Source organism: Gluconobacter sp. OJA (genome assembly GCF_039638325.1).
Classification (GTDB): Bacteria; Pseudomonadota; Alphaproteobacteria; order Acetobacterales; family Acetobacteraceae; genus Gluconobacter; species Gluconobacter cerinus.
In genome coordinates, this window is record NZ_JBDIWI010000004.1 from 152342 (window position 1) to 176855 (window position 24514).

Sequence of the window (24514 nt, forward strand, 5' to 3'; positions counted from 1 at the left end):
GTCCGAAGTGCTGGCCGGGATCAGGTCATCGCGGGGGTCCATTAGAACATCCCCTGTAGAAACCAGTCACCTGAACCGGACCAGCCGTGACTTCCGTCGCCTTTGCGAAACAGCCACAGGCGCAGGCCGGTCGTGGTCTCGACCTGCCAGTAATCGCGGATCGCGCCGTAGGCTTCAGCCGTGTGCCACCACTCGCCAAGCAGACGTTCAGGGCCATCGGCTGCAGCAATGCGATGCGTCTGACGTTTCAGGACGAACTGGCGGGGCGCACCGTCCGGAAGCAGGGCAGTCACCTGCACCCGGACGGGCAGATCGAACAAAGTGTTCGGCCGCGCCCAGAGCATCTGGCCCGCGAAAGGCGGTTTTGCCATGTCGCCTGGAGAAACGCGAGCCTGCCCGTCTTCCGGCCAGGCGGAAAACCGGGGCGCGAGCTGGTGAACCGAAACAACGCCCGGACGATTCAGTAACCGGTCGATCAGAGAGGCCGGGAGGCCCGTTTCAGAGGATCCTGCTTCGTCTGGCAAGACAGACCGCTCGGGCCCGGCTTCCAGCGGTTCGTTCGCGCTCACGGTCAGGATGACGGTTTCAATTCCAAACTCTGGCGCGATCTGCGGGATCTGGTCCTTCAGCAGGCGCGTCAGACGCGTGATGTCAGCCGTGGGATCGGACGTCCCCACGCGGACGGCCTGGATGGATCCGTCCACGCGAACACAGAGAAAGTCGAGCTGCCGTGCCCCCTCCCCGCGTGCCATCAGCCTTTCGCAAACAACCGGCACAAGGGCTGCAATCACTGTAGCAATGGCCTCCGGCGTGCTGATCGGCTCGACCAGAGAGCGGGTCAGGGAGATCCGGTCCACAGGTTGAAACACGCTGAGCGGGCGGACCTGCCGTCCCAGAGCCTCATCGAGACAGGTCAGAAGCTCTGCCCCAAAACGCTTGGCTAGAGGTGCGCGCGGGAGGTCCGCCAGCGCGCCGATCGTGTTTAGTCCGAGACGGCTAAGGCGGGATAGCGTCTGTTCCGGCAAAGGAAGCGCTGAACAGGGCAACGGCTGCAGCGCCTGTTTCTGCTGACCGGGAGGCACGAGACAGATCCGGTCGATCGCCGAGCGGGCCAGGGCGCGTGAGGCAGCGGCCGTATCGCTCAGCGCCACGGAGCAGGAATGCCCCCTCGCCTTCAGGCGTTCCCTGACGAGATCCAGCATGGCCGTCTCACCCCCGTAAAGATGGGCGCATCCGGTGGTATCGCTGTAGAGGCTGTCCGGAGCATCGAACGCGGGCAGCGGCGACAGCCAGATCAACCATGAGCACAGATTGGTCAGCGCGACCCTCTGTGCCTCGGCGTCCTCTTCTGCGGTCAGAAGATCCGGAACCAGGGAGCGGGCCTGTGCCAGCGGCATTCCGGGTGTCAGTCCGGCTGCGAGCGCAGCCGGACTGACACCAGTGACGGTGTGGCGGTTATGTGCCAGCGCGTGCACAACGAGCGGCCTGTCGGGCGGGAAGTCTTCCGGGCGGGAGAGCTGAAGGCGCTCGGTGCGCCAGAAGGGCATCCAGAGAGCGAGAAAGCGGCGCATGATCGGTGCAGTTGAGGATCCAGTGAGCAGGGCGGCCTCCCCTCACCCGCAGCAGCGCGGCAGAAAGGCGTCGGGAACCGGGAAGCGGCATGGCCAGTCCCGGAAAAAATCGTGGCGCTGAGGGATGAGAGAGGATCCGCCAGCGCGTGGCGCACGCGCAGGGATCTTTCCCGGGAGCGCGTGTGAGGGGGGCCGAACGCAGGAAGAAGCCCGTGTTGCCACTCGCCTCTACGGCCAGATTGAGGCGACGGATTTCTTTGAGGGTTGGGACGTGGCTTCCTGCGATCACGGCCAATGCGCGTTCTGGTCCGCGCAACACGTCTTCTGCGACAGCGAGCAGGCTGGCCGGGTCCGTTTCAATGCAGACCAGATGGTCCAGTGGAACACCGGACTGATGCAGCCCGCAGGCGTTCAGTTCGGCAGGTGTGTCGCTGATCCAGAAGACCGGCCCCCTGCCCTCTTTCAGGATGGGCAGCAGCATGGCGAGACTGGCCCCCGTCTCCAGAGGATCGGAGATCAGAAAGTCATGCAGGCTACCCGTTTTGAGGCCACCGCCGAGATGGTCATCGACGGCAGAATGCCCGGTAGGCAGCGTGTCAGTATGGGAATGAGGAAGGCTTCGACGCTCCAGGCGTCGGACCTGCTCGCGCAGTCGCGCCACGGCGTCCGTTGTCATCTTTGTTCTCCTTAATGAGAACATAAAGAGAACAAAGGGGCGCGCGAAGCAACCTAAATTTTGATGGCAGAAATGAAGGTAGTTAGAGATATTTTTATAAGCCTCTGAAAAACCTGAAAAATATTTAACAAGCAATTCTACGCCTGTACATGTGTATATGTACATGTACGCCATAACATGTAATAATTGACATGTAACAAACAACATGTCATTCACTACATGTAACTTTGTAAATGCTGGTTCTGTCGTGAGGTATTTCTATGGCTGTTTTATCTATAGCTTCGGCTAAGGGCGGATGTGGGAAGACCACCTTGTCGATCATTCTGTCGACTGCCCTTGCTCAAAAGGGGTACAAGGTCCGCCTTCTAGACTGTGACTTAAATCAGCACGCTAGCGAGTTTGGGGCGAAAAATGGGATGCAGGATCTCACCGTCAGGCCGTCCATAGACGAGCATAACATCTTGGCTGAGGTAAGAACGGCGGAGAGCGAGAGTGACCTGACGATCATAGATCTGCCTGGTGGATCATCTACTCTAGCCTTGAAGGCTTTGCAGCGTTCCAATTTCGTGCTTGTGCCATGCCAGGCCAGCCTTCCCGATGTGCGCGACGCGTTCAAAACTATCGCGCAGATTGACGATGCAGAGGATCTGGCACGAAGCGCTATTCCTCGCGCTCTTATCTGGAGCCGGGTGCTACCTGGATTTGAATCGAGAGCAGCAAAACACGTTCGGGAGAGTGTTGAGCAGCAAAACGTACCAGTCTTTAAAGCTGCAATGCTGGAAAGAGCTGCTTTCAGAGAAATGCACATCACCGGAACGAGCCCGGTTGAAAACGCAGGTGCATCTCCGGCGGCCCAGAATGTAGAGGCTATAGCAGAGGAGCTTCTTGAGAAGCTATCAGCTCTTGCGGAGAGTGCCAGATGACAAAAACGCCTCTGCCCCCCATCACCGATGCGCTGATGGCTCGTCCCGCTAAACGACCTAATCTACGTGATCTCAAAGCCCCGCAGAGTGTCGAAGACCGCAACGTCTCAGAAAACAGTCGTGCATTGGGGACAAAATGGGGCGCCCAGACATCATTAGATGATCCCGATCCCGCGATGACATCCTTGCGGATGGTTATCCCAGAGTATGTTGACCGACAGCTATCGCTAAAAGCTGCGGAAGCCAAAGTCACAAAGCAATATCTCGTTTTGAAGGCCCTCGCTGAAGTTGGGTACGAAGTGAGGGAAACCGATCTGGTCGAAGACAAGCGTAAAAGGCGACGACGCTGAGTTTCTAAACTATAGGTACATGTTAAAAATTACATGTACCTATATACGATTGAAGGCTCGTGAGTGATTTCTGTCACGCGGCGAATACTACCCGGGAGCGCGTGAGCGACTGTGAGGATGGCCGAGAACGTATGTATTTAATTACATGTGCTTATGTACATGTAATTAAATACATGTAACTAAAAACATCAAATGAGAAGAAACAAGGAAGGGGGAAAGGGCTGGCTGGAAGCCGCCCAGCCCGCAACAGGTGGGTCAACGCGTGTCCTCGCCATGCTCGCCGGCTACGCCGTCTGCGCGTGGCTGCGGGCCGCGTTGATCCTGCCGCTGCGCGGCACTGTTGCAGTCTGAACAGCCCCCAGCCGGACGCGACGATGTTCAAAAACCAGAAATGGATCGAGCATCATGCGCCGTCATTACCTTCCTTACGTCCCAACACCACGCGGTCGGCCGCCCATGCGGTGGACCGATACACAGGAGCCCGTCTCCTGCCGCAAATGCAATGAGCACTGGGCTGGCGGTGATCCGGCCCTGACAATCCCGTGTACGGGCTGCAACGCGCCGGCGCATGAGCCCTGCCGTCGCAGTGCGGGGGGCAATGAGCGGGTGTGTGCGTGCCGGGATGAGGCGGCAACCCAGCTTGGACTCCTCTCACGCTGCGAGGGCCTGAGCTGGGACAACCGGCACGTCAAGCCGCTTCTCCTGCGGGATGCTCCGATCGCCAGTGCCCTGATGTGCCGCTCTGTCCGGACAGGTGCCCCGGTCAGCAGGTTCGTGTCATGACGCCGGATCTGACGTCGTATGACAGTATCATCGTGGCCATCTCGGGCGGCAAGGACGGCCTCGCCTGCCTTTTTGCCCTCCTTGAAGCCGGTGCCCCGGAGGACCGCCTGGAACTGTGGCACCACGAGGTGGACGGGCAGGGGCCGTCCTTCATGGACTGGCCCTCCACCTCGCCCTATGTGAGCGCGCTGGCGCGGGACTTCGGCCTGCCGCTCTATCGCTCCTGGCGCGAGGGCGGCTTCGAGCGGGAGATGCTCCGCAAGGACGCACCGACAGCCCCTGTTCTTTTCGAAAGCCCTGAGGGTCTGATCCGCGCAGGCGGGCAGGGGCCGAACGGGACGCGCCTGCGCTTTCCCCAGGTCTCCGCCAGCCTGACGACCCGATGGTGCTCCAGCGTCACCAAGATTGACGTCGCCGATCGCTCCCTACGCGGCCAGGACCGCTTCCTGAACCGCCGCACCCTGTTCGTAACGGGCGAGCGTGCCGAAGAAAGCCCAAACCGTGCCCGCTATGCCGCCTTTGAGCCGCACCGCACGGATACGCGGCATGGCACGCGACGTCGCCGTCATGTCGATCACTGGCGGCCCGTCCACCAGTGGAGCGAGGCGCAGGTCTGGGACAGCCTGAAACGCTGGAAGGTGATGCCGGCGCTGCCCTACCGCATCGGCTTCTCCAGACTGTCCTGTGCCACCTGTATTTTTGGCGATGCGCGGCAGTTTGCAACGATCCGCTGGCTCGATCCGGCCCGCTTTGAACGCCTCGTGCAGTACGAGCAGCAGTTTGGCTGCACGATCAAGCGCACCGTGTCGCTGGAGCAGCTCGCCGAGCAGGGCAGGCCGTATGCCGCCGCCGTGGCAGCGCCCGAGCTGGCCCGCGCGTGCCTCTCGGCGCGTCCGATCCCGACTGTCTTCACACCAGCCTGGGAGACCCCGGCCGGAGCGTTCGGGCAGGGCGGGGGGCCAACCTGAAAAAAAAGAAGAAAAAACAGAAGGTTGAAAAAAGAAGAAGAGGGGAGGGGGGCAGCACAGGCCAGCCCGCCCTGCAAGAGGTGGGTCCGTCCGTGTCCTCGCTGCGCTGCGGGCCGGGCGGTCCCGACGCTGTGCGTCGCTCTGGCAGGCCGCACTGTCCTGCGCTCGCCGGAGAGGGTCAGGAAAGGAAATAAAGACAATGTCAGACACCCTCGAACGCCCCGCACAGGCGCACGCCTTCGATCTGAAACAGGCCCACGAAGAGGGCTGGACGATCCTCGAAGGCTGCGGACCCGACAATGACGAGACGCATCTGGTGGGTCTGCATTGCAGCGATCCTCAGGCCTGGTGGCGCGTGGCGAGGAAGGCAGGCGAGGGTTCCACCTACCACCGTGAGGCGCTGGCCCGCCTCTCCGAGAACGAGCGCGAGCAGATCCGCCTGCGCTTTGGTCCCCTCTGACCCCGCGCTGATCCGGGAGGCCTGACGCCTCTCTCCCCGAACTGATCCTGTTTTCCGGCCCCCCGGTCTGCCTCCGCGCAGCACCGGGCGCTGCCGCTTGTCCGGAGTTTTTCCATGTCCATGTCCCAACTGAGCTTTTTCGATACCTCAGCACTCGGCGGCAGCCAGTCCAATCTTTACTGGGGTGATCTTCCCGGAGACCGCGCCCTTGAGGAAGCCGCCGCTGCGGTTCGACAGGCGACACAGGCCCCTGCTCCGATCCCTGCCGTCCTGCCGAAGGTGGATTTCGTCCTGAGCGGAACGCGTGGCCTTGCCCAGGGCTGGAAAGAGCGTGCCCGCGACAATCTGGCAGCGATCCGCCTTCTGGCCACGCTGGAAGCAGAAGACCGCAACGCCAGCGCTGACGAGCAGGCCGTGCTCGCCCGCTTTACGGGGTTCGGGGCCGGAGAGCTGGCCAACAGCCTGTTTCCGCGTGCCGGAGAGACCTTCCGGTCCGGGTGGGAAGAGATCGGCAGCCAGCTTGAAGCCCTGACCAGCCAGCAGGAGCGAGCGGGTCTGGCACGGGCCACGCAGTACGCCCACTACACGCCCGAACTGATCGTTCATGCGATGTGGGATCTGGTGGCCCAGATGGGGTTCCGGGGCGGCCGTGCGCTGGAACCGGGCTGTGGCACCGGGCTTTTCATGGCGAGCGTGCCCCCGAAGCTCGCTCCGAAAACCGCCTGGACCGCGATCGAGAACGACCCGCTGACAGCCCGCATCACGCGCAAGCTGTTTCCGAACCAGTGGGTCCGCGCTGAAGATTTTACGACAGCCAAGCTGGCGGAACGCTACGATCTGGTGATCGGCAACCCGCCGTTCAGCAACCGTACGGTCCGGGGCACGGACGAGCTGGGACGCCTTGGCCTGTCCCTGCATGATTATTTCATCGCCCGGTCCATCTCCCGTCTGCGTCCCGGAGCCGTGGCGATGTTCGTGACGTCGCGGTGGACGATGGACAAGTCCGATGCCGGCGCGCGGCGCACGATCTTCGAGACGGCCGATTTCGTGGGTGGCGCACGTCTGCCAGCCGGGGCCATGCGCGACGATGCCGGAACGGATGTCGTGGTGGACGTGCTCGTGTTCCGCCGTCGCGCACCGGGAGAGGATGCAGGCGATGCGACATGGCTGGACGTGGCGGCGCTGGAGGACACCGATCAGGGCGAAGGCCCGCTGCGGATCAACCGCTATTTCGCGGAGAACGGCCAGCAGGTTCTCGGTCGGCACGACTGGACGAGCGGTCAGTTCGGCCCGGAATACACCTGCAAGGCCAACCCGCTCCAGATGCTGGACGAGGCCCTGCCGCTCGCCCTCGGCCGTCTTTCTTCGCTGGCCCGCTTCCCGGCCCCGCAGACGCTCGATGTTGCGACGGTGCAGCACAATCATGCCGCCGAGGTCGGAACAGCCGCAGACGGTGCCCTGCTGAAAGAGGGCAGTTATCTGCTGCACAAAGGCGTGCTGCACCAGATCATCGACGGCGAAACCGTGCTGGTGAAGGTGAAGAAAGGCGAGCAGAAGGAAGGAATCTTTCAGAAGCACGCGGCCATCATCAAGGGTCTGATTCCTGTGAGGGACGCGGCCCGTCTGGTGCTGCGCGCCCAGGTGGAGAACCTGCCCTACAGTGCCCATCAGGCGGATCTCAAGCGCGCGTATCAGGCGTTCAGCCGTCAGTTCGGGCCGATCAACCTGACGAACACCACGACACGGGTGGATGAAGAGACGGGAGAGGAGAAATCCACACAGCGCCGCCCGAACCTTCAGCCGTTCTATGACGATCCGGATGTGTGGCTGGTCAGCTCGATCGAGGAGTATGACGAGAAGAGCCAGACCGGCCGTCCGGGACCGATCTTCAGTGAGCGCGTCATCCAGGCCCCGTCCGAGCCCGAGGTTCACGGCGCCCATGACGCGCTTGCGGTTTCCCTGCATGAAACGGGTGGCGTGGACGTCGAGCGCATGGCGGAGCTTCTGGGCCGCCCCGGTGATGAGGTGCTCGCCGAACTCGGATCCTCGGTCTATCTCGACCCGATCCGCAGCACAGGCGGCCGTGAGGTCTGGGTGACGGCAGACGAAGCCCTGTCAGGCGCGGTCCGCACCAAGCTGGCGCAGGCCCGGGAGGCTGCCGAGCGCGACCGACGCTATCTGCGCAACGTCGCCGCCCTTGAAGAGGTGCAGCCCGAAGACCTGTGCCCGTCCGACATTACGGCCCGTCTGGGAGCCCCATGGATCCCGGTGCCGGATGTTGAGGCCTTTGTTGCAGAGGTCATGGGGGTTCGCACGACCATTCACCACACGCTGGAGGTGGCGACCTGGAGCGTGGACAAGAGCGGGTTTTCCGGCAAGGCCGAGGCCACCTCGGTCTGGGGGACGCAGCGCCGTCATGCCGGGGATCTGCTGGACGATGCGCTCAATCAGGCCAGCCCGAAAATCTGGGACACCTGGCGCGACGAAAATGGCGAACACCGTGAGCTGAACACGAAGGAGACCGAGGCGGCCAAGGAGAAGCTGGCCGCAATCAAGACCGCGTTCGAGACATGGGTCTGGCAGGACACCGACCGCGCCGAGCGTCTGGTGCGGCTGTATAACGATGCGTTCAACAACCTTGTCCCGCGCACGTTCGACGGCTCTCACCTGAAGCTGCCGGGAGCCAGCACGGCGATCAGCCTGCGCGACCATCAGAAGCGGGTGATCTGGCGGATCATCGCCAAGGGCAGCACCTACATGGCTCATGCGGTGGGGTCCGGAAAGACGTTCTCGATGTGCGCGGCCGTGATGGAACAAAAGCGCCTCGGCCTGATTTCCAAGGGCATGATCGTGGTGCCCGGACACTGCCTTGCGCAGATGGCGCGTGAGTTCATGATGCTCTACCCGAACGCCCAGATCCTCGTGGCGGACGAGACGAACTTCGTGAAGGACAAGCGCCAGCGGTTCCTGGCCCGGGCGGCCACAGGCAACTGGGACGCCATTGTCATCACCCATGATGCCTTCAAGTTCGTGCCAGTCGAGAGCGCCTTTGAGCAGGAGATGGTCGAGGACCAGATCGCGTCCTATGAAAGCCTTCTGGAGAATGTGAGCCGCGATGACCGACTGTCGCGCAAGCGCATCGAGCGCCTGAAGGAGGGAATGGAAGCCAAGCTGAAGGCCCTGTCCAGCCGCAAGGATGACATGGTGCATCTTGGCGAGATCGGGGTGGACCAGATCCTCGTGGACGAGGCGCAGCAGTTCCGCAAACTGTCTTTCGGCACGAACCAGTCCGATCTGAAGGGGATCGACCCGAACGGCAGCCAGCGCGCCTGGGATCTGTTCGTGAAAACGCGCTACCTCGCCAAGCGTAATCCCGAGCGCGTGCTGGTGATGGCGTCAGGCTCGCCGATTACCAACACCTTGGGCGAGATGTTCTCGATCCAGCGGTTCATGGACCTGCCAGCCCTTGTCGAGCGTGGCCTGCACGAGTTCGACGCCTGGGCCGCAAGTTTTGGCGAGACCCGCACGGAACTGGAGCTTCAGCCGAGCGGTCTTTACAAGCCTGTCACGCGGTTCTCCGAGTTCGTGAATGTTGCCGACCTGATGGCGATGTATCGCGACTTTGCCGACGTGGTGCAGCAGGACGACCTGCGACGCTACGTCAAACTGCCAGAGGTGGCGGGCGGCAGACGTGAGATTGTCGTGGCCGATAGCGGGGACGCCTTCCGCGAGTATCAGAAGACGCTTGCCGAGCGGATCAAGACGATTGAAGAGCGCACGGGCAAGCCCCAGAAGGGTGACGACATCCTGCTGTCCGTCATCACTGACGCCCGGCACGCTGCCATCGACCTGCGTTTCGTGAGGAACTGGGCGGATAATGACAACAGCAACAAGCTGAACGTCATGATCCGCAAGGTCTTCCAGATCTGGCAGGACACGTCCGCCAATCGCTACACCGACCCTGAGACGGGACGGGAGTACGAGCTGCCGGGTGCCACGCAGATGATCTTCTCGGATCTGGGCACGGAATCCGCCCTGGAGACACGCGGTTTCTCGGCCTATCGCTGGATCCGCGACGAGCTGATCCGCATGGGCGTGCCGCGCGACGAGATCGCGTTCATGCAGCACTACAAGAAGAGCACCGCCAAGCAGGCGCTCTTCCGCGACATGAACTCCGGGCGCAAGCGGATCCTGATCGGGTCTTCCGCGACCATGGGGACTGGGGTGAATGCGCAGCAGCGGCTGATTGCCCTGCATCACCTCGATGTGCCCTGGCTGGTCTCGGACATCATCCAGCGTGAAGGCCGCATCGAGCGGCAGGGCAACCAGAACCCGGTGATCCAGCTCTACGCCTATGCCCTGAAAGGCTCGGTGGACGCGACCAACTGGCAGATGCTGGAGCGCAAGCAGAAGTTCATCTGCCTTGCCATGTCCGGAGACCGGACCATCCGCCGTCTGGAGGATGTGGGGGCGGAAGCCAACCAGTTCGCCATGGCAAAAGCTTTGGCGTCGGGTGACGAACGCCTGATGCAGAAGGCTGGACTGGAGGCCGAGCTGGCCCGTCTGGAGCGGTTGCAGGCCGCCCATCACGACGATCAGTATAACGTCCGTCGCGCCATCGACCGCGCCGAGCGTGACCGTGAGACGGCGCAGGCCGTGATCCCGCGTCTTCAGAACGACATCGCAAAGCGTGAGCCGACACGCGGTGAAGCGTTCCGTCTGGTGCGCAAGGACCGGGAGATGACCGAGCGTGAGAAAGCCGGTCAGTGGCTTCTTTCGCAGGCCCGTCTCGCGGCGAAGTCCGGGGAGAAAGGCAAGTGGACCTTAGGTGCGATCGGCGGTTTCGAGATCCTGTGCGAGACCTGGCGCACCCGCTTTGACGGGGAGGAGACGTGGGACGCGACCCTCGGCCTTGTGCTGGACGGGCGGATCCTCGGCATGGACTTCGACCGCGAGACAAGCCCGGTCGGGCTGGTCAGCCGCATCGAGAACGCATTGCTGCGGTTCGAGGCGGAACTGGCGGACGCACGCCGTCAGGTGGAGGAAGCCGAGCGCAAGCTGCCCGGCTACCGCGCCCGTGTGGGTCTGGCCTTCCCGGAGGCGGCGCTATTGCAGGAGAAACGCGAGGCCATGGCGGCCCTTGAGGCGGATCTGGCAGCCGATACGCAGCGCCGCGAGGAAGCGGATGAGGCTGAAGCTGCCGAGGCAAAGGCAGCGCTGGAAGATCAGGTCGTGGCCGTAGAGGCCGCCTGATGCTGCCCTCGCTGTGTCCATTATGGACACAGTGAGGGGTTCGAAAAGTAGGCGGGAAAAGAGAGTAAAATTGAAAGGCGCCGCGTCGGAATGTATCTGGTTATAAAAATTGCAGCGACAGCAGAGTTAGCTCTTAGAGGAAAAGAGGACTTTTCCTAAGTAAGCTGAAGCATGGGATAAAAAATACTTTTCAATTATGATGTCCCGGACCACCAGGACCCATTCCCATCATTCCAGACTGCTCATATTGGCTAATATAATCACTGTGACGATGCGTTCTGGGATCATCAGTGCTGCTCGCCGCGCAAGCACCAAGAATTAAAAATAGTGTCGTATAAAAAATAGAAACTTTCATTCTATGTATTCCTATATAATAAACGCGCGGAACTCATTTGCAGTAAATTATGTATAAAGAGTCCTGATGTGAGAAGCAATTAATAGATTACTTCCGAATTTGGCGAAACTGTGGACTGACAGGAGGGATTGAGCCGCTGTTTATGGATAACGGGAAACTCGCTTTGCGGTAGGCAAAAGCTCCCGGAAACGTGTCAGTAGGGGACGCATGAACGCATCACTAAACTGACCGAGGGATGATGTGTGCTGCAAGTAATACGAGGTAGCGGTCGGATCCAGGTTGTATTCGTCCAACAGGATCCATTGGCGCAATTCCTGATCAAGGCCTGCCCGCTTTTTTTCGGTTGCTGGGACTTCGACTGCAATGCGTGATCCAGAGGGTTGTTTCGTCGTCAGGGGAAGGAGCAGAACATACTGACGATCATCACGTCCCACAAAGACTGCGGCCACGGCCGTTGGACGATTTTTGCGTCCTTCTGTTTCGCCACTCCCGCTCTGCCAATGCCAGAGATAGGGGTATCGTAGAACCATCCCGGGCCGAAAAGTCTGACTCATGGTTCTGTGCGGGTTTCCAGCAGGTACCCGTCAATCGCATTGGCTACATCGTGGGCCAGATCCTGAGGCATTTCCGTAGTGGCACCGGCAGTACGCTCTGGTGCGCTTCCCACCAATGATTCGTATTGTTCGACACTCAGCATGACCAACCGTGGTTTGCCGCGTTGATTAATTGAAATTGGCCCTTGCAGGGCACTGGCGATGATGTCTCCGGATTTCCGGGACAAATCGCTTGTCGAGAATGTGCGCATAGCGTTCTCCTTTATTTACATAAAATACAGCATTCACAGATCTGATGCAATTTCTGAAAGAAGAGTGCTTTGAAAGAGTGAAGGACAAGAAGGAAAAGGGGGCTGTCACGAACCAGCCAGCCGCGCAAGGCTCAGGCCGGGCGCGCTGCGCGCGGCCTTGCGCGGCTGGCTGGCCCGTGACGCGGGAGGGACATCTGAAAAATCATAGAAAGAGCGTTCCATGGCCGAGCTTCGCCGCGTTGATCCGAGAACCCTTGTGTCCAACCCGAACAATCCGCGCTCTTCCATCGGAAGCCTTGAGGAGCTGCGCAAACTTGCGCTCAACATCAAGGCGATTGGTATCCTCCATCCCCCCGCCGTCCGGGAACTGGAAGACGGCCGCCTGATGATCGTGGCCGGGCATCGTCGTACGCAGGGAGCCATCTATGCGGGTCTTCCTGAAATCGACGTGTATGTCGGAGACCAGAGCGAAGACCTTGATGCCCTGGCCGCCGTCAGTGAGAACTTCGTGCGTCTGGACATGACGGAGCCGGAGCAGTGGAACAGCGTCACCCGCCTGCGCGAGCAGCTCGGCTATACAGACCAGCAGGTCTGTGCCGCCCTGATGGTCACGCCGAGCTATCTCAAGCGTCTCAGCCTTCTGGCGAAGCTGCACCCGCCCATTCTGGATGCCATCGCCCTCGGCCGAGGCCCTGATGAGCGGCAGCGCAAGATCATCGCGCAGGCCTCTCTGGACGAGCAGCGTGACGCATGGGCCGAAATGTTTTCCGAAAGCGTGGAAGACGACGAGGATCCGGCCGAGTATCGCATGAAGGCCGAAGATCCGGAGGACACCGTGGCCTGGGGCGCACTTGCCCGGAATCTTGAACAGAAGGAATGGTACGCCCGCAACGCCCGGTTCGGTGATGATCTTGCGCGCAAGCACAATATCGTCTGGATGGAGGATCTGTTTGCCGAGCCCGGAACGGACAGCCGCTACACGCTTGATGCCACGGCTTACGCCGCTGCGCAGCAGGACTGGCTGGACAATGAGCGGCCCGAAAGCTCCATTGTCCTGACCACGGACGAGTACGGATACATCCGCGCCCCCGAAGGCTTCATTACCATAGGAACCTGGATGGCGACACAGGAGGGTGAGGTGATGGGTTACGGCCTCAATCCCCGAACCCTGAAGATCGTGGAAGAACGCTGCCGTCCTTACAGCGCCGCAAAGGTTGACCACTCGGGCAGCCCTGCCACGCCGGAGGCCCCGAAAGAGCGACCGGACGTCTCCGGGACCGGCCACAAGATGATCGGCGAGCTCCGCACCGTCGCTTTGCGTGACGCGCTTGGTGAGGTGTCCGAGACAGCCGACCCATGGGATCTGATCGCCGCTCTTCTGCTGGCGCTGGAGGCCGAGAATGTCCGGGTGCATGGCGATGCCAGCGGAAACAACTGGTCAGAGCCAACCGCGCGTACGCTCGCGATGGCTGACCTCTTCCCCGAAGGCAGCCTTGTCCGTGACGAAAAACTGATCCGCCGCCATGCCGTCACCGTCCTGCAAAGCATCCTGAACTGCGATGTGTCGATGCACAGCGGCAGCGGTCTGCCCGCGCAGCTCGTGGGCGTTCTGTTCGGTGCCGACCAGAAGATGCCGAGCATGGCCTTTGAGGCGTTCCTCAAATGCTACAGCAAGCCCGGCATTACCAAGGCCGTGCAGGCCGAAGGCCTTGCCCCGCAGAATACGGGCAAGGAGATGCGTGCGGCCCTGATGAACCATGTCGGGGAAGGCCACTGGTTGCCGGAGGTCGCATCGTTTGCGCAGGCGCAGGACGTCTGGACGCAAAAGCAGAAGAAAAAACAGGAGAAGATCCGCGAGCTGGAAAGCGTGGTGGACGACGAGGACCTGGACGAGATGCCTGAGGATGACTTTGATGGAGCAGCCGATGATGAGGCCGATCTGTCGAACAACCCTGTCGTGCCAGTGACGGAGCCGGACTCAGAAGAGACCTTCTCTCTGCAAGCGCCCGAGAGCGAGCCTGAGCCGTCGGATCGTAACGAGGCCATGCAGTTCATGCGTGACCACCTCGAAATCGTGGTCGTGGCCTGAAGCAGGGAGAGGGAAAAGAAAAGGAAGGGAGGGGAGGGGCGCTGCCATCGCGCTCCGTCCGGGTCAAAAGGTGGCTCCTCACCGGCTGCGCCGCTTCCGGTGCCGGCGCACGCGCCGCTTTTGACCCGGCCCTCCCGCGCTGACGCGGAAGAAGACATCCCGAAAATCCAAAGGAAAAGGATCAGACGATGTTCGTCCCCTCACTCGCGCCCATTCAGGTCGGTACCCGCGTTTACACCCATCTCTACAGCCGGGGAGCCGGGATCGTCATGGCTGTTTACGGCAAGGAAAGCCCGACCACCGTGCGGTCCCTGTCGCGTGGCGGGGCCATCGTGTCGGGCGGGAGCGCCTCCTACGATATCGTCTTTGCCTGCGGTTCGATCTCCCGTCGTCTGCCCGAGGCCATTCTGCGCGGTGTCCAGTGGCGGATCGAAGCCGACAAGAAACTGGCAAGCGCTGAGGAGATCGCCTTCCTCCGCACCCATGCCGAAGAGGTTGAGGCTGAGAAGGTAGCAGCCGAAGCGCGCGCGAAAGCCGAACATGCCGCCGAGGTCGCAGCGCTCCGCGTCAATTCGGACTATGCCTATCTGGAGCAGGGCGATGACAGCAGCGGCACGCTGGCGGCCAAAAACATCCGCCGAATGCTGAAAAAGGCGTTCCCGAAGGTCAAGTTTTCCGTCCGCAAACGCGACTACGGCAGTGTGACCGTGCAGACCGAGGAAGATCTGGACGAGACGGCGACCGAAACCCTCCAGGCCATCACCTCGCGGTTCAAGTCCGGATATTACGACTGGCAATCCGACTGCCACCTGACGAGTAACAGCCCCTGGCAGGACGTGTTCGGCAGCTCCGAATATGTGAGCGACTGAGCCTTTTCTTTTTTCGTCCGCCCTTCAAGGCCGCCCGTTCCGGGGCGGCCTTTTCCATTTCTGGAGCCCGACATGCCTGTTTTTATTGTGACGCTCAGCGAGCGCCAGCTTCTCTCCGACCGCGTCAATTTTCAGGTCGAGGCCGAGACCGCCGAGGAGCCGGTCAGTTCGTGCTGGACGCGACGGCCGACGAGGCGAATGAGAGCGGGCTGCGCCCTGTTCACCTGCCGGACGGTCAGAAGACCGTTCTCGAACCTGAAAACGTGGACGGTAACGAAGTCTCCGTATCTGTCCGCCCGGTCGATCAGCCGGACGCCGTGGCCACGCAGCTCGGTGCGTGCTGGCATCTGGATCTCTCCGCCCCTGAAGCGCGCCGCCTTCTTCCTGTCCTGACCGGGGCCATCGTGGACGAAGACGATCCTGTGACGCGCGCGCTCTGTGCCCGTCTGGCGCGACAGGTCGCCAACCTCGCGCAGTAGGAGACGGGAAAAGAAAAAGGGGAAAGGGGGAAAAGGGAGGGCAGGCACCACACCGGAGCCTGTCTGGCAAAGGGTGGGTCGGCCGTGTCCTCGCTGCGCTGCGGGTCGTCCGATCCCGCTGCGTTGCAGCGCCTTTGCCAGCCAGTCCCCGCTGCGGTCGCCGGAAAGGGTCATGGAAGAAAACAGGAGAATGACATGGCCGACATTTCCGATCTGCGTCCCCGCAACCGCACAGAATGGCTCGAACTTGCCGAGTTCGTGGCAGGCATCGTGCTCTTCGCCATCTTCATCGTTCTGGTGGTGGTGCTCCCCTCCTTCCTTTGATACCCCCGAGATCAGGCGCTGTGGAGATCACCATGCCGACATACACGCTCGCCGCAATTCCTGCGGCCTCTCACGGGAGCTTAATCTCCTGTTCATCTCCGGCTCGTTACAAAAAGACGCGGATCGAGGTGGCTGACCTTGCAGGGATCCGGGCAGCCGTTGCCGAGTACGGCACGCGCCTGCACGATGATGACCCGGAGGCCTCCTTCCTTGTGTCTGTCACACCCGAGCGCGGGGGCGATCATCCCGAAAGGTTCAGCGAGGCCCGCTGGAAAGGATCCCTCGGCACCGAACACTGGATCAGGGTCATCCCTGAAGACACACCGTTCAAAGCCTACCTTACTCAGGTCGAGGCGATGCTCGCCCATGAGCTGCGCTCATGAACGGACCGGAGCCCGCGTCCCTCGCATGTCCCGCGCTGCGACGGCCGCCGATCCAGCCTCAGGGCCTCACCGCAACGCAGTTCAGCGACGTGGCCGAGAAGGCGAAGATCGGGAACGCGCTGCTGTCGTTCATCGCACGCGGGTTTCCGCAGAGTGCGTGGAACCGCACGCTCTACAACCGCCTGAGCCAGATGTTCGGGCATATCGCCCATTACGACATCCACGGCTTCTGGGGTGCGCAGTTCTCCACGACACAGGCACGTCTGGGCTTCCTGCGCGGCATCGTCCTGTACGGCTGTTATGGTGATCCCGCCTGGACCTGGTCGGACGTCGAACGCGACATTCGCAACCGCATCATCGGCAGCGGCCTGACCGAGGCCTACACACGCGCCCTTGCCGCAGAGCAGGAGGCACGCGACCGCGCCGATCTGGCGCGTCTGGCACGGCGCTTCCGGATCGCCCTGCCATCCGAACACCAGCCTCTCCCTGCCGCGCCCGTGCAGGCCGAGCTTTTCTGACACGGGCAAGCGAAAAGGACAGAACAATGGCTCAGACCTTCAGCCTTGCCATCGTCATTGGCAACCTTGGTGCCGATCCGGAGATCCGCACCGGGCAGGACGGACACCGCGTGGCCCTCTTTCGTCTGGCAACGGACAGCCACCGTACTGACACGCACACCGGTCGCCGCGTCCCGCAGACGGTGTGGCACAAGGTCGTCTGCCACAATGACTTTCTGACCGATCTTCTCGAACAACGCGCCCGCAAGGGCCAGCTCGTGTTCGTGCGCGGCTCTTACGAAGTCCGCGCCCGCACGGATCAGGGGCCGCCCGAGCACGAAATCGTGGTGAGTGCGCAGGACGGGGATGTGAAGATCCTTTTCGATCCCGGGCGCTGACCCCCTCTCTCTTTGAAACCCACATGCAAACCGGCCCTGGAGCCGGTCTTTTTATACCTGCTTCCTGACGGAGGCGGGTCTCAGGAGGCTTTATGTTCTATTCCACACCCGCACCCCTCACAGTTCCGCGCAGTCAGGCGCGCGCCTTGAGCGCCCGCCTGATGGCAGAGGCCGTCTTTCTCGAAGACAGGGATCAGTCCGTCATGCTGCCATCGCGGCTGACGGCCGGTTTCCGCCGCAAGGCCGCGACACTGCGCCGCCGCTCGCAGGAGAAGCTCCTGGACAGTCTCGATCGTCCGGAAGGTGTGGCATGAGAACGGCTGTGATGACCCGTCGTGACTATTCCCGCCGTTTCTGGGAGGGAAAAACCCGGTTCTCGCAGGCTGTGAGACGCACGCTGGCGGAGCTGGAGCGACAGAAGGGGCAGACGAAAGAGGAAGACGGGCAGAGGGATGATGCGCCATCCCTGAAAAAAAGCTGAGGCCGAAGGCTTCAGTCGCAGATGGCACGGGCAGACTGGCGATACTTCTTGAAGGATCCGTTCATGCCGTATCATCAGACGTTGCCGCTTCAACCACCCCTTGCGGGGTGGCACGGAGCTGTGTTCCGACCTCGCCGTCATGCGACCAGTGTGACAGTCACGGTCCGAGGGTCTCAAGACAACCCTTCGGGCTCCAGACCGCGTCTTTCGTCAAAAGAGGGCCGCGTTCATCGCAGGACTTTGTCCCGCGCTGCCCGCAACCCGCTTTTGCCGATCCGCAGTCTTCCGGTCCTGACACCCTCGGCCCGCAACTGTCGTGTTCCTGGCAGGACGGGACGAGAAAAACGTCTCCACACATCTCCTTTCAGCGGCAACACCGGGGGCTGCGCTGCCCCCGAAACCCCCGCAGGACGAACAAGAAAAACTGGATTTTGTCGTTCTGGACGCAAGAACTATTTCACTAAACCAAGTAAATATATTCCGCGTTATTCTGTTGTATTCATTGGATATTTTAATGGATATTTACTATGCTTACCAAAGATCGAAAGTAACGGACGTTCGGGAGGATATTCCGCCATGGCTTACCAGAACACGCCCCAGCAGATGAACGAGGAACTCCAGAAGTTCCGTGACGAGATCAGTTGCATCGTTGTTCTGGAGCAGGCCGGTTACAGGTTCGACCGCTCCGAAAGTTCGGCCCGTCACATGCGTTTTCGTCGCCAGAAGAGCGAGAGCATCATCGTGACCCATGGCGGCAAGGGCTGGTGGGATCCGCACAATTCCTCTTCGATCGTCAAAGGCTCGGTCATCGACCTGGTCCGCTTTCTCAATCCCGGGATGTCCCTTGGCAACGCACGCGTGGAACTCCGTGGAATGCTTGGCCTGGCACCCAGTGGGGCCGAGTACGTGGCGGAGCCGAAAGAACGCAAACCCGCACGCGATCCAAACTATATGTGGAAGAACCGTCAGGCTCCCCAGCCGGGGTCGGCTGCCTGGACCTATCTGACCCGCGCCCGGGCTTTGCCGGAACGCATTCTTCATCTCGCGAACCAGCAGGGTCTCCTGCGTGAAGGCATGAAGGGCACGGCCTGGTTCGCCCATCACAACAATGCTGGCGGGCTGACGGGCATGGAGATGCGCGGACCGGAATATCGCGGCTTCTCCTCGGGCGGCGGTGGCAAAATGCTCTTTCGGATGAGGGCTGGCGAAAAAGGAGTGAAGCCCGTCCGTCTGGTCATCGGTGAGTCCGCCATCGACGTCCTGTCCTATGCGGCCATGGATCCGTTCTTTGCAGACCCCAGCCTGTATGTCTCGACCGGAGGCGGCATGAGCCCCGAAGCATTGGAGGAGTTCCGCGCTCTTCTTGGCACGATTGACGCTGGCGGCCGCGTCATGATCGTCGTGGACGGCGATGCCCAGGGCGACCGTTACGAAGAGATCTATGCGCCCATGATCCGCGAAGCCGGGCTCAAGCCCCTGCGGTACTCACCCAAAGGCGAAGACAAGGACTGGAACGCCGTTCTGCAGCGCCGCGCCCGTCAGGACGTGGCGGCATGAAGCGGAGCAAATCCCGTCTGAGCTGGCAGGCCGTCACACTGATCCTGTGGCGGCAGGACGCAGAGGCCATCAAGGTTTGGAAGAGAACCGGTCTGAGAACCTCGGCCCCCGAAGTCTTCTGTGAGGCGCACACGCCCGAAGGACTGGTGCAGGGGGTCGTCATCGGCGGTGATCGCCTGAACGACGCCTGGGACCGCGACGGCGAGCTGATCGTCTTCACCCGAAAATCAACGATCGTCCGTTTGAACGGACCTGAACTCCCAACGCTCACCCTGTCAGCCTGCCCCGAGGCTTTTGAGGACGTCATGATGTATAACGACACCCGCTCCGCGGCCCGCCAGCATATCGACCATATGGTTCTCAAGAGCGGCCTGACCTTTAATATGCTGGGCCATGAAAAGGCTTCGGCGATCTGGATGGATCATGCGCGCCGCCTCGGCTGTACGGATCCTGAAGCGCCTGAAATGCCGGTTCCGCATCAGCTTGTGTGGCTGGGTAGCGGCCTGAACCGCGCCTTGGCTCTCGTGATTGCCGGACGATGGGATGGTCCCCATGAGGGCTTTAACCTCTATCATCCGCTGACCCTTTTCACCGACAGCAGCAATATCGTGGTGGTCGAGGATCCCGTCGCGTCTGAAGTCTATCCCGTTGAGCAGGTGCCGGCATGACCTCTTATCCGCAGACCCTCGCTCCGGTTCTGGATCCGCTGACCCCTGTGCAGCGTGAGGCCGCCATGGCGCTTGGCCGGGTTCTTGTGCTGGCCGGAGCTGGAACGGGAAAGACCAAGACGCTTACGGCCGGTGTGGCGTGCCGGATCCAGATGTATGGGATGCGCCCCTCCCAGATCCTGTGTGTGACCTTCACCAACAAGGCCGCGCAGGAAATGCGTGAGCGCATCACGAGTGTCCTGGGCGAGGGACAGGCTCCGTTCTGGCTCGGCACGTTTCATGGCCTCGGTGCGCGGCAGCTTCGGGCAGAGCCTGAGGTGGCACAGTTACACCCCGGTTTTGACATCCGCGACGCGGACGATGCCACAGCGCTGATCCGCCGTCTCATGAAGGCCATGGACCCCGACACTGTGCCCGAACCGGACACAGGCAAGAAGTGTGACGTCCGACAGGTCAAGAAGATGGGCGAGCGGATCGGGCATATGAAGGAAAACCTCGTGACACCTGAGGCCGCACCGGCCTGGGTGCGCGGGCTGATCGAGCGTCGCCGTGCCGCCCGACAGATGGTCGATGTCGAAGGCTGGGAGTTCGCCGTTCGTCTGTACCAGATCTATCAGGCCACCCTGCGCGAGCAGAATGCCGCCGACTTTTCCGACCTTCTGATGTGGCCGACACTGGCGCTGATGAACGACAGAGCCTATCGTGCCAGGTGGTCGCAGCGCTTCACATCCGTGATGGCCGATGAGTTTCAGGACGTGAACCATGCACAGATGCTGTGGCTCACCTATATGTCTGAATACTCACGGGAACTCTTTGCCGTGGGCGATGATTCGCAATCAATATATTCTTGGCGTGGGGCCAAAATCGGCTTCATCCGGAACTTCGTTCGGGAGTTTGATGGAGCGAAACTGTTCAAGCTCGAAGAGAACTTCCGCTCGACGCATCATATCCTCCAGGCCGCCAATGCCATCATCGCGCGAGACCCGGGCCGGATCCCGAAGACGCTGTTTACCCAGAAGGGCGATGGTCAGAAGATTGAGGTGCTCACCTACGATTATGCGTCAGATGAGGCCGACGCGATCGCGGCCGAGATGGGACGTCGTGCGGCAGAAGGCGTCGCCTGGCACGACATGGCGATGATCTACCGGATCAACCGTCTGTCCCGTTCCCTGGAAGAAGCGCTGCTCAAGGCGCGGATCCCTTACGAAATCATCGGCGATGTCGGCTTCTATCACCGCTCCGTGGTGAAGGACGCGCTCGCCTTCCTGATGCTGGCGGCCTGTCCGGACAGCCGCCAGTCCGATGAGGCGTTCCGTCGCGTGGCCAACGTGCCCAGGCGCGGCCTTGGCGCCAAGGCGCTTGGCCAGATCGAGCAGGACGCGCAGGACCGCGGCCTGAGCCTGTGTGCGGCCGTCACCACGGCAACGCTGCCAGCGAAAGTGCGTGACAGCCTGCTGGCCTTTCGTGAGACGATCTCCCGGATCGGGCAGATCCCGGACATGCGGCTCTGTGACCGCCTCGATACGCTCCTGAAGGAGACCGGCTACTATACGATGTGGCGGGAGGCCGCGTCCGAAGAAGGGGAGACGGCCTTGCAGAACCTGTCCGAGCTGGTCGGGCTGGCCGAGGGCTTTACCCGGCTTCAGGATCTTCTGGAGCACGCAGCCCTGGCCACGGCCTCACCGAATGAGCGCGGGCGTGATCGGGTGCAGCTCATGACCATGCACCGGGCCAAGGGGCTGGAGTTTCCCCACGTCTTCCTGCCTGCCTGGGAGGAGACGGTTTTTCCGGGGATGGGCGAGCGGAACTATGAGGAAGAGCGCCGACTGGCCTATGTGTCGCTGACCCGCGCCATGCAGCAGGCCACGATCAGCAGTGTCGGCTATCGTCAGGGTGTTTCAGCGAGGCCGTCAGGCTTCATTGAGGAAATCCCTGCCGAGCATCGCGTGACAGGCTGGCTGCGCCAGCAGGGGCAATCGAAGACAAGAGAGACAGGGGGCCGGTTCCGTCACACCTTGGCCGCTCTCGATGCGATGGGATTTTAAGGGATGTCCGATCATCACGGGTCTGACGACAGGCCTTATACGTCCCGCCTGCGCAGGACGAAGTCTGGCTGGCTGTATGACTGCGAGGTCTGCGGGAAGGGGGCGGCTTTCGGGTTTACCGGAGTGAAGGGCGATACACATTACTGCTCCGAGCATCGCCACCTGGGGCGAGGCGTTCCCCCGCCGCCCATGCAAAGAACCACGCGGCCTCAGTGATGCATCAGGTTATCTTTCGTATAGACTGCCACACTGCTCAGTTGAGATTTGAAAAAAGGTATTGAAGTGACCTCAGGCATTGAGACAGATTTTCGTTATCTGACAGCCAGTATTGTTAAGAGCTATGTCAGCGCTCAGGACACCCCGGTAGAGCAGCTTCCCGAGCTGATCCGGAGTGTTCATGCAGCCCTTGCCTCCGCAGGCCAGGCGCCTGAAGAGGCCCCGGTAGCTCTGGTCCCGGCCGTCAATCCGAAGCGCTCCGTGTTCGAGGATTACATCATCTGTCTCGAAGACGGAAAGAAGCTGAAACTCCTCAAGCGCCATCTCAAAAATGCTTTTGACCTGACACCGGACGAATACCGCGCGAAATGGGGACTGCCGAGCGACTATCCCATGACGGCTCCGGGCTATTCCCGTCATCGGACCGCGCTGGCGCATAAGATCGGTCTTGGGATCGTGAAAGGTGGCCGGAGCCAGCCTGCACCCGAGCCGGAAGAAACCGAGGTCGAGGTCCGGAAGATCCCGCAGAAGCGGCGCGGACGTCCTGTAAAGGCCTGATTCTCTTTTAGGAAGTCGCAGAAGCGGTCTTTACCTTTGCCCGGTAAAGCGATCTTTTCAGATCTAGTGAACCGCAAGGACAGACCGTGACCCGCCTTCTTTTTTCTTTCGCCCTGGCAGCAGGCCTTTCGGCCGCTGCCCTTTCGCCAGCCATGGCCCTTGATCCGGCACTCGGGAGCCTGGGGTTCGCGCCCCCGACACCGACGACAAAAGGCCATGCGGCCTCTGTGTCCACGTCCTTCGCAGTCATGCCCGAAAGCCTTCAGGTGCTGCTCGATGCCGGCTATTCCATTCGCACGTCGGCTGGCGAAGAAGGCAACATCCTGACCCTTGAGAAATTCGTGGATCGGACTTCGCCGTCGAAATGGGTGCGGTGCGAGCTGCTCGGCGATCATAATGGCAATACGCGTCTGACGTTCAGTCAGCATGTGAACTCCATCTGCTGGAAGCTGAACTGATGAGTGATGCGATGCCGGTTTCAAAGACCGGACCTTTTCGTCCGCAGACCCAGCAGGTTGTGGATGCGCTGAACAAGGCCTTTCCCGGCCTGTTTGCGGGCGTCTGCAAGGCCTCGGATCTGCCGTCCGACCCTGATGGGGCCGAGCACGACGACGATCTCGAAGACGACGGATTCCTGAGTGATTTTGTCTTCCTGTCGGACGGATGGGCGGTCCGCGTCGATTACGACTGTGAGGATCCGGATCTCTGTCTGGGGCTGTCCGCAGGAAATACGGAGGCTCCCGCAGACGGACTGGAGGTTGATCTCGATGACGGGGAGGAAATCCCGGCAGAGGTTCTTACCGAAGTCATGAATTTTCTCAGGGACGAGCAGCCTTCCGCCTGACGTGATGATCAGCCTGCGGGACGGCGACGAACCACCCGCAGGAGCCGTTGCCAGGCCCCCATCATTGACCCCGGGATGACGCCTCGCGACAGAATGAGTTCGGCCTTGAGAGCGTCGCAGTCCCTGACGACGGGTTTAAGGTCCGGGCAAACTGTAGCGCGGCCCGTGAGGACGACCCGGTTCAGGATCTCGATATCGAGCCTGCTTTGGCAGGTGATGGACCTCACGGCCGCACAGTGACCGTCATTCTGCCGAAGAGGGCTGTAGATCAGACGGCCTTCTTCGTCCGTCCCCAGTCGCTGCCGCCAGTAATCGTCATTCGGATGGCCGCTCAGATGGCCTGCATAATGCTTGGTCTCGATGACCATAATCGCGTGAGGCAAAAGGGCCAGATGGTCGATCTGCGTCATCCCATCCCCAGAGGCCGTGGGGAGGCGAATGTCATGCAGACAGGGCAGTCCCGAGGCTGTGAGAACCTCGCGAACCGTATCTTCTCCCTTGCGGCCCTTCAGTTCGGCCTGAATGTCTTTCCAAGCTGCGTGCGCGCTGTCACTGCGCTCGATGCGGGACGGGCCGCCAGGCGGCCGACGTCTTATGCGGACCATACGAAGACGCACCTCCAGACGGGCATAGGGGGGCTGGCAAAGCGCATGGCATGTCTCCGGTCCGGTAATCGGTATCCTGACTCTACCGGCGTGTTCTGCGACTTGACGGTCTCTGTATTTTTCAAGCGCCCTCACTCGGTCGCACAATGATGTGCGACGTGTATCCGGAATAAAACGTGATGTCATTAAAATGGATCAATTATATTCGGTTGATGATCTCATTCAGCTACAAATCGACATTATGATTGCCGGGATATTTGTCTTTTGCATATCCGGTCTGGTTCTTAAATCAAGATGAATATGGCTGTGCATTACGCTGGAATTATGGACTTAAATCTTTTTTTATTATGTCGTTCA

The 24514-nt window shown here is 61.0% G+C and carries 28 protein-coding genes; 22 read left to right on the plus strand and 6 right to left on the minus strand.

What is annotated here, in order from left to right:
• Positions 1–41: 41 nt before the first annotated feature.
• Complete coding sequence (locus ABDK75_RS15885) at positions 42–1571, minus strand: DNA polymerase Y family protein (RefSeq protein ID WP_346006377.1); 1530 nt, start codon at positions 1569–1571, stop codon at positions 42–44.
• Positions 1456–2247: a hypothetical protein gene (locus ABDK75_RS15890; protein WP_346006378.1), complete on the minus strand. Its 792-nt coding sequence runs from the start codon at positions 2245–2247 to the stop codon at positions 1456–1458. Before ABDK75_RS15890 ends, ABDK75_RS15885 begins: the two co-directional genes overlap by 116 nt.
• 260 nt (positions 2248–2507) lie before the next feature.
• On the opposite strand from ABDK75_RS15890, the gene ABDK75_RS15895 reads away from it, so the two are divergent.
• From ABDK75_RS15895 to ABDK75_RS15925, 7 genes are all read left to right on the plus strand, one after another.
• Positions 2508–3170 (plus strand): ParA family protein, encoded by a 663-nt coding sequence (locus ABDK75_RS15895; RefSeq protein WP_211501608.1) that lies wholly within the window; start codon positions 2508–2510, stop codon positions 3168–3170.
• Entirely contained in the window at positions 3167–3520 is a 354-nt protein-coding gene (locus ABDK75_RS15900) for a hypothetical protein (protein WP_211501609.1), read from the plus strand. The genes ABDK75_RS15895 and ABDK75_RS15900 overlap by 4 nt, the downstream gene beginning before the upstream one ends.
• 192 nt (positions 3521–3712) lie before the next feature.
• Complete coding sequence (locus ABDK75_RS15905; RefSeq protein ID WP_346006379.1) at positions 3713–3871, plus strand: hypothetical protein; 159 nt, start codon at positions 3713–3715, stop codon at positions 3869–3871.
• A gap of 54 nt (positions 3872–3925) precedes the next feature.
• Complete coding sequence (locus ABDK75_RS15910) at positions 3926–4303, plus strand: hypothetical protein (RefSeq protein ID WP_253490369.1); 378 nt, start codon at positions 3926–3928, stop codon at positions 4301–4303.
• On the plus strand, positions 4300–5271 hold the full coding sequence (locus ABDK75_RS15915) for a phosphoadenosine phosphosulfate reductase family protein (protein ID WP_346006380.1): 972 nt from the start codon (positions 4300–4302) through the stop codon (positions 5269–5271). Before ABDK75_RS15910 ends, ABDK75_RS15915 begins: the two co-directional genes overlap by 4 nt.
• Before the next feature lie 199 nt (positions 5272–5470).
• Positions 5471–5731: a hypothetical protein gene (locus ABDK75_RS15920; RefSeq protein WP_194268069.1), complete on the plus strand. Its 261-nt coding sequence runs from the start codon at positions 5471–5473 to the stop codon at positions 5729–5731.
• Between the two features lie 114 nt (positions 5732–5845).
• Positions 5846–10984 (plus strand): DEAD/DEAH box helicase family protein, encoded by a 5139-nt coding sequence (locus ABDK75_RS15925; RefSeq protein ID WP_346006381.1) that lies wholly within the window; start codon positions 5846–5848, stop codon positions 10982–10984.
• Between the two features lie 190 nt (positions 10985–11174).
• On the opposite strand, the gene ABDK75_RS15930 is transcribed toward ABDK75_RS15925, so the two are convergent.
• The 3 genes from ABDK75_RS15930 to ABDK75_RS15940 form a co-directional block, all read right to left on the minus strand.
• Positions 11175–11339 carry a hypothetical protein gene (locus ABDK75_RS15930; protein WP_346006382.1) on the minus strand — a complete coding sequence of 55 codons (165 nt, stop codon included), beginning with the start codon at positions 11337–11339 and terminating at the stop codon, positions 11175–11177.
• Positions 11340–11479: 140 nt separating this feature from the next.
• Positions 11480–11893 (minus strand): hypothetical protein, encoded by a 414-nt coding sequence (locus ABDK75_RS15935; RefSeq protein WP_346006383.1) that lies wholly within the window; start codon positions 11891–11893, stop codon positions 11480–11482.
• Positions 11890–12144, minus strand: coding sequence for a type II toxin-antitoxin system Phd/YefM family antitoxin (locus ABDK75_RS15940; protein WP_339410731.1), 255 nt, complete (start codon positions 12142–12144; stop codon positions 11890–11892). Before ABDK75_RS15940 ends, ABDK75_RS15935 begins: the two co-directional genes overlap by 4 nt.
• 220 nt (positions 12145–12364) lie before the next feature.
• Between ABDK75_RS15940 and ABDK75_RS15945 the strand changes: the two genes are divergently transcribed.
• The 15 genes from ABDK75_RS15945 to ABDK75_RS16015 all read left to right on the plus strand — a co-directional run bounded on the left by ABDK75_RS15945 (position 12365) and on the right by ABDK75_RS16015 (position 23552).
• Positions 12365–14233, plus strand: coding sequence for a ParB/RepB/Spo0J family partition protein (locus tag ABDK75_RS15945; RefSeq protein ID WP_346006384.1), 1869 nt, complete (start codon positions 12365–12367; stop codon positions 14231–14233).
• A gap of 188 nt (positions 14234–14421) precedes the next feature.
• Positions 14422–15102, plus strand: coding sequence for an LPD29 domain-containing protein (locus tag ABDK75_RS15950; protein ID WP_346006385.1), 681 nt, complete (start codon positions 14422–14424; stop codon positions 15100–15102).
• 170 nt (positions 15103–15272) lie between these two features.
• The gene (locus tag ABDK75_RS15955) at positions 15273–15581 is read left to right on the plus strand and encodes a hypothetical protein (protein WP_346006386.1); all 309 of its coding nucleotides are present in this window, start codon (positions 15273–15275) and stop codon (positions 15579–15581) included.
• A 195-nt stretch (positions 15582–15776) separates the two neighbouring features.
• The gene (locus ABDK75_RS15960) at positions 15777–15905 is read left to right on the plus strand and encodes a hypothetical protein (RefSeq protein WP_272929801.1); all 129 of its coding nucleotides are present in this window, start codon (positions 15777–15779) and stop codon (positions 15903–15905) included.
• Between the two features lie 32 nt (positions 15906–15937).
• On the plus strand, positions 15938–16288 hold the full coding sequence (locus tag ABDK75_RS15965) for a hypothetical protein (protein ID WP_346006387.1): 351 nt from the start codon (positions 15938–15940) through the stop codon (positions 16286–16288).
• On the plus strand, positions 16285–16806 hold the full coding sequence (locus ABDK75_RS15970; protein WP_346006388.1) for a hypothetical protein: 522 nt from the start codon (positions 16285–16287) through the stop codon (positions 16804–16806). The genes ABDK75_RS15965 and ABDK75_RS15970 overlap by 4 nt, the downstream gene beginning before the upstream one ends.
• A 26-nt stretch (positions 16807–16832) precedes the next feature.
• Entirely contained in the window at positions 16833–17183 is a 351-nt protein-coding gene (ssb, locus tag ABDK75_RS15975; protein WP_346006389.1) for a single-stranded DNA-binding protein, read from the plus strand.
• 92 nt (positions 17184–17275) lie between these two features.
• On the plus strand, positions 17276–17497 hold the full coding sequence (locus ABDK75_RS15980; RefSeq protein ID WP_077804160.1) for a hypothetical protein: 222 nt from the start codon (positions 17276–17278) through the stop codon (positions 17495–17497).
• Positions 17494–17664, plus strand: coding sequence for a hypothetical protein (locus tag ABDK75_RS15985; RefSeq protein WP_346006390.1), 171 nt, complete (start codon positions 17494–17496; stop codon positions 17662–17664). The genes ABDK75_RS15980 and ABDK75_RS15985 overlap by 4 nt, the downstream gene beginning before the upstream one ends.
• A 576-nt stretch (positions 17665–18240) precedes the next feature.
• A complete protein-coding gene (locus ABDK75_RS15990) occupies positions 18241–19221 on the plus strand; it encodes a DUF3991 and TOPRIM domain-containing protein (protein ID WP_346006391.1) in 981 nt (326 codons plus the stop codon).
• Complete coding sequence (locus ABDK75_RS15995) at positions 19218–19889, plus strand: hypothetical protein (protein WP_346006392.1); 672 nt, start codon at positions 19218–19220, stop codon at positions 19887–19889. Before ABDK75_RS15990 ends, ABDK75_RS15995 begins: the two co-directional genes overlap by 4 nt.
• Complete coding sequence (locus ABDK75_RS16000) at positions 19886–21934, plus strand: UvrD-helicase domain-containing protein (RefSeq protein ID WP_346006393.1); 2049 nt, start codon at positions 19886–19888, stop codon at positions 21932–21934. The genes ABDK75_RS15995 and ABDK75_RS16000 overlap by 4 nt, the downstream gene beginning before the upstream one ends.
• Before the next feature lie 264 nt (positions 21935–22198).
• Positions 22199–22708, plus strand: coding sequence for a MucR family transcriptional regulator (locus ABDK75_RS16005; RefSeq protein WP_346006394.1), 510 nt, complete (start codon positions 22199–22201; stop codon positions 22706–22708).
• Between the two features lie 86 nt (positions 22709–22794).
• Positions 22795–23166: an ABC transporter substrate-binding protein gene (locus ABDK75_RS16010; RefSeq protein WP_346006395.1), complete on the plus strand. Its 372-nt coding sequence runs from the start codon at positions 22795–22797 to the stop codon at positions 23164–23166.
• A complete protein-coding gene (locus ABDK75_RS16015) occupies positions 23166–23552 on the plus strand; it encodes a hypothetical protein (RefSeq protein WP_211588170.1) in 387 nt (128 codons plus the stop codon). The genes ABDK75_RS16010 and ABDK75_RS16015 overlap by 1 nt, the downstream gene beginning before the upstream one ends.
• Positions 23553–23560: 8 nt before the next feature.
• Here the strand turns inward: ABDK75_RS16015 and ABDK75_RS16020 are convergent, their stop codons facing one another.
• Complete coding sequence (locus ABDK75_RS16020; RefSeq protein ID WP_346006396.1) at positions 23561–24157, minus strand: nuclease-related domain-containing protein; 597 nt, start codon at positions 24155–24157, stop codon at positions 23561–23563.
• Positions 24158–24514: the final 357 nt, after the last annotated feature.

Bases quoted from the DNA above. Each gene is read 5' to 3' on its own strand.
- ssb (WP_346006389.1), top strand. From the start codon at position 16,833: ATGGCTCAGACCTTCAGCCTTGCCATCGTCATTGGCAACCTTGGTGCC.
- ABDK75_RS15885 (WP_346006377.1), bottom strand. From the start codon at position 1,571: ATGCGCCGCTTTCTCGCTCTCTGGATGCCCTTCTGGCGCACCGAGCGC.
- ABDK75_RS15990 (WP_346006391.1), top strand. From the start codon at position 18,241: ATGGCTTACCAGAACACGCCCCAGCAGATGAACGAGGAACTCCAGAAG.
- ABDK75_RS16020 (WP_346006396.1), bottom strand. From the start codon at position 24,157: ATGGTCCGCATAAGACGTCGGCCGCCTGGCGGCCCGTCCCGCATCGAG.
- ABDK75_RS15900 (WP_211501609.1), top strand. From the start codon at position 3,167: ATGACAAAAACGCCTCTGCCCCCCATCACCGATGCGCTGATGGCTCGT.
- ABDK75_RS15940 (WP_339410731.1), bottom strand. From the start codon at position 12,144: ATGCGCACATTCTCGACAAGCGATTTGTCCCGGAAATCCGGAGACATC.
- ABDK75_RS15995 (WP_346006392.1), top strand. From the start codon at position 19,218: ATGAAGCGGAGCAAATCCCGTCTGAGCTGGCAGGCCGTCACACTGATC.
- ABDK75_RS15920 (WP_194268069.1), top strand. From the start codon at position 5,471: ATGTCAGACACCCTCGAACGCCCCGCACAGGCGCACGCCTTCGATCTG.
- ABDK75_RS15970 (WP_346006388.1), top strand. From the start codon at position 16,285: ATGAACGGACCGGAGCCCGCGTCCCTCGCATGTCCCGCGCTGCGACGG.
- ABDK75_RS15980 (WP_077804160.1), top strand. From the start codon at position 17,276: ATGTTCTATTCCACACCCGCACCCCTCACAGTTCCGCGCAGTCAGGCG.
- ABDK75_RS16000 (WP_346006393.1), top strand. From the start codon at position 19,886: ATGACCTCTTATCCGCAGACCCTCGCTCCGGTTCTGGATCCGCTGACC.
- ABDK75_RS15895 (WP_211501608.1), top strand. From the start codon at position 2,508: ATGGCTGTTTTATCTATAGCTTCGGCTAAGGGCGGATGTGGGAAGACC.
- ABDK75_RS15945 (WP_346006384.1), top strand. From the start codon at position 12,365: ATGGCCGAGCTTCGCCGCGTTGATCCGAGAACCCTTGTGTCCAACCCG.
- ABDK75_RS15935 (WP_346006383.1), bottom strand. From the start codon at position 11,893: ATGAGTCAGACTTTTCGGCCCGGGATGGTTCTACGATACCCCTATCTC.
- ABDK75_RS15950 (WP_346006385.1), top strand. From the start codon at position 14,422: ATGTTCGTCCCCTCACTCGCGCCCATTCAGGTCGGTACCCGCGTTTAC.
- ABDK75_RS15985 (WP_346006390.1), top strand. From the start codon at position 17,494: ATGAGAACGGCTGTGATGACCCGTCGTGACTATTCCCGCCGTTTCTGG.
- ABDK75_RS16015 (WP_211588170.1), top strand. From the start codon at position 23,166: ATGAGTGATGCGATGCCGGTTTCAAAGACCGGACCTTTTCGTCCGCAG.
- ABDK75_RS15965 (WP_346006387.1), top strand. From the start codon at position 15,938: ATGCCGACATACACGCTCGCCGCAATTCCTGCGGCCTCTCACGGGAGC.
- ABDK75_RS15925 (WP_346006381.1), top strand. From the start codon at position 5,846: ATGTCCATGTCCCAACTGAGCTTTTTCGATACCTCAGCACTCGGCGGC.
- ABDK75_RS15890 (WP_346006378.1), bottom strand. From the start codon at position 2,247: ATGACAACGGACGCCGTGGCGCGACTGCGCGAGCAGGTCCGACGCCTG.
- ABDK75_RS15960 (WP_272929801.1), top strand. From the start codon at position 15,777: ATGGCCGACATTTCCGATCTGCGTCCCCGCAACCGCACAGAATGGCTC.
- ABDK75_RS15905 (WP_346006379.1), top strand. From the start codon at position 3,713: ATGAGAAGAAACAAGGAAGGGGGAAAGGGCTGGCTGGAAGCCGCCCAG.
- ABDK75_RS15915 (WP_346006380.1), top strand. From the start codon at position 4,300: ATGACGCCGGATCTGACGTCGTATGACAGTATCATCGTGGCCATCTCG.
- ABDK75_RS15910 (WP_253490369.1), top strand. From the start codon at position 3,926: ATGCGCCGTCATTACCTTCCTTACGTCCCAACACCACGCGGTCGGCCG.
- ABDK75_RS15930 (WP_346006382.1), bottom strand. From the start codon at position 11,339: ATGAAAGTTTCTATTTTTTATACGACACTATTTTTAATTCTTGGTGCT.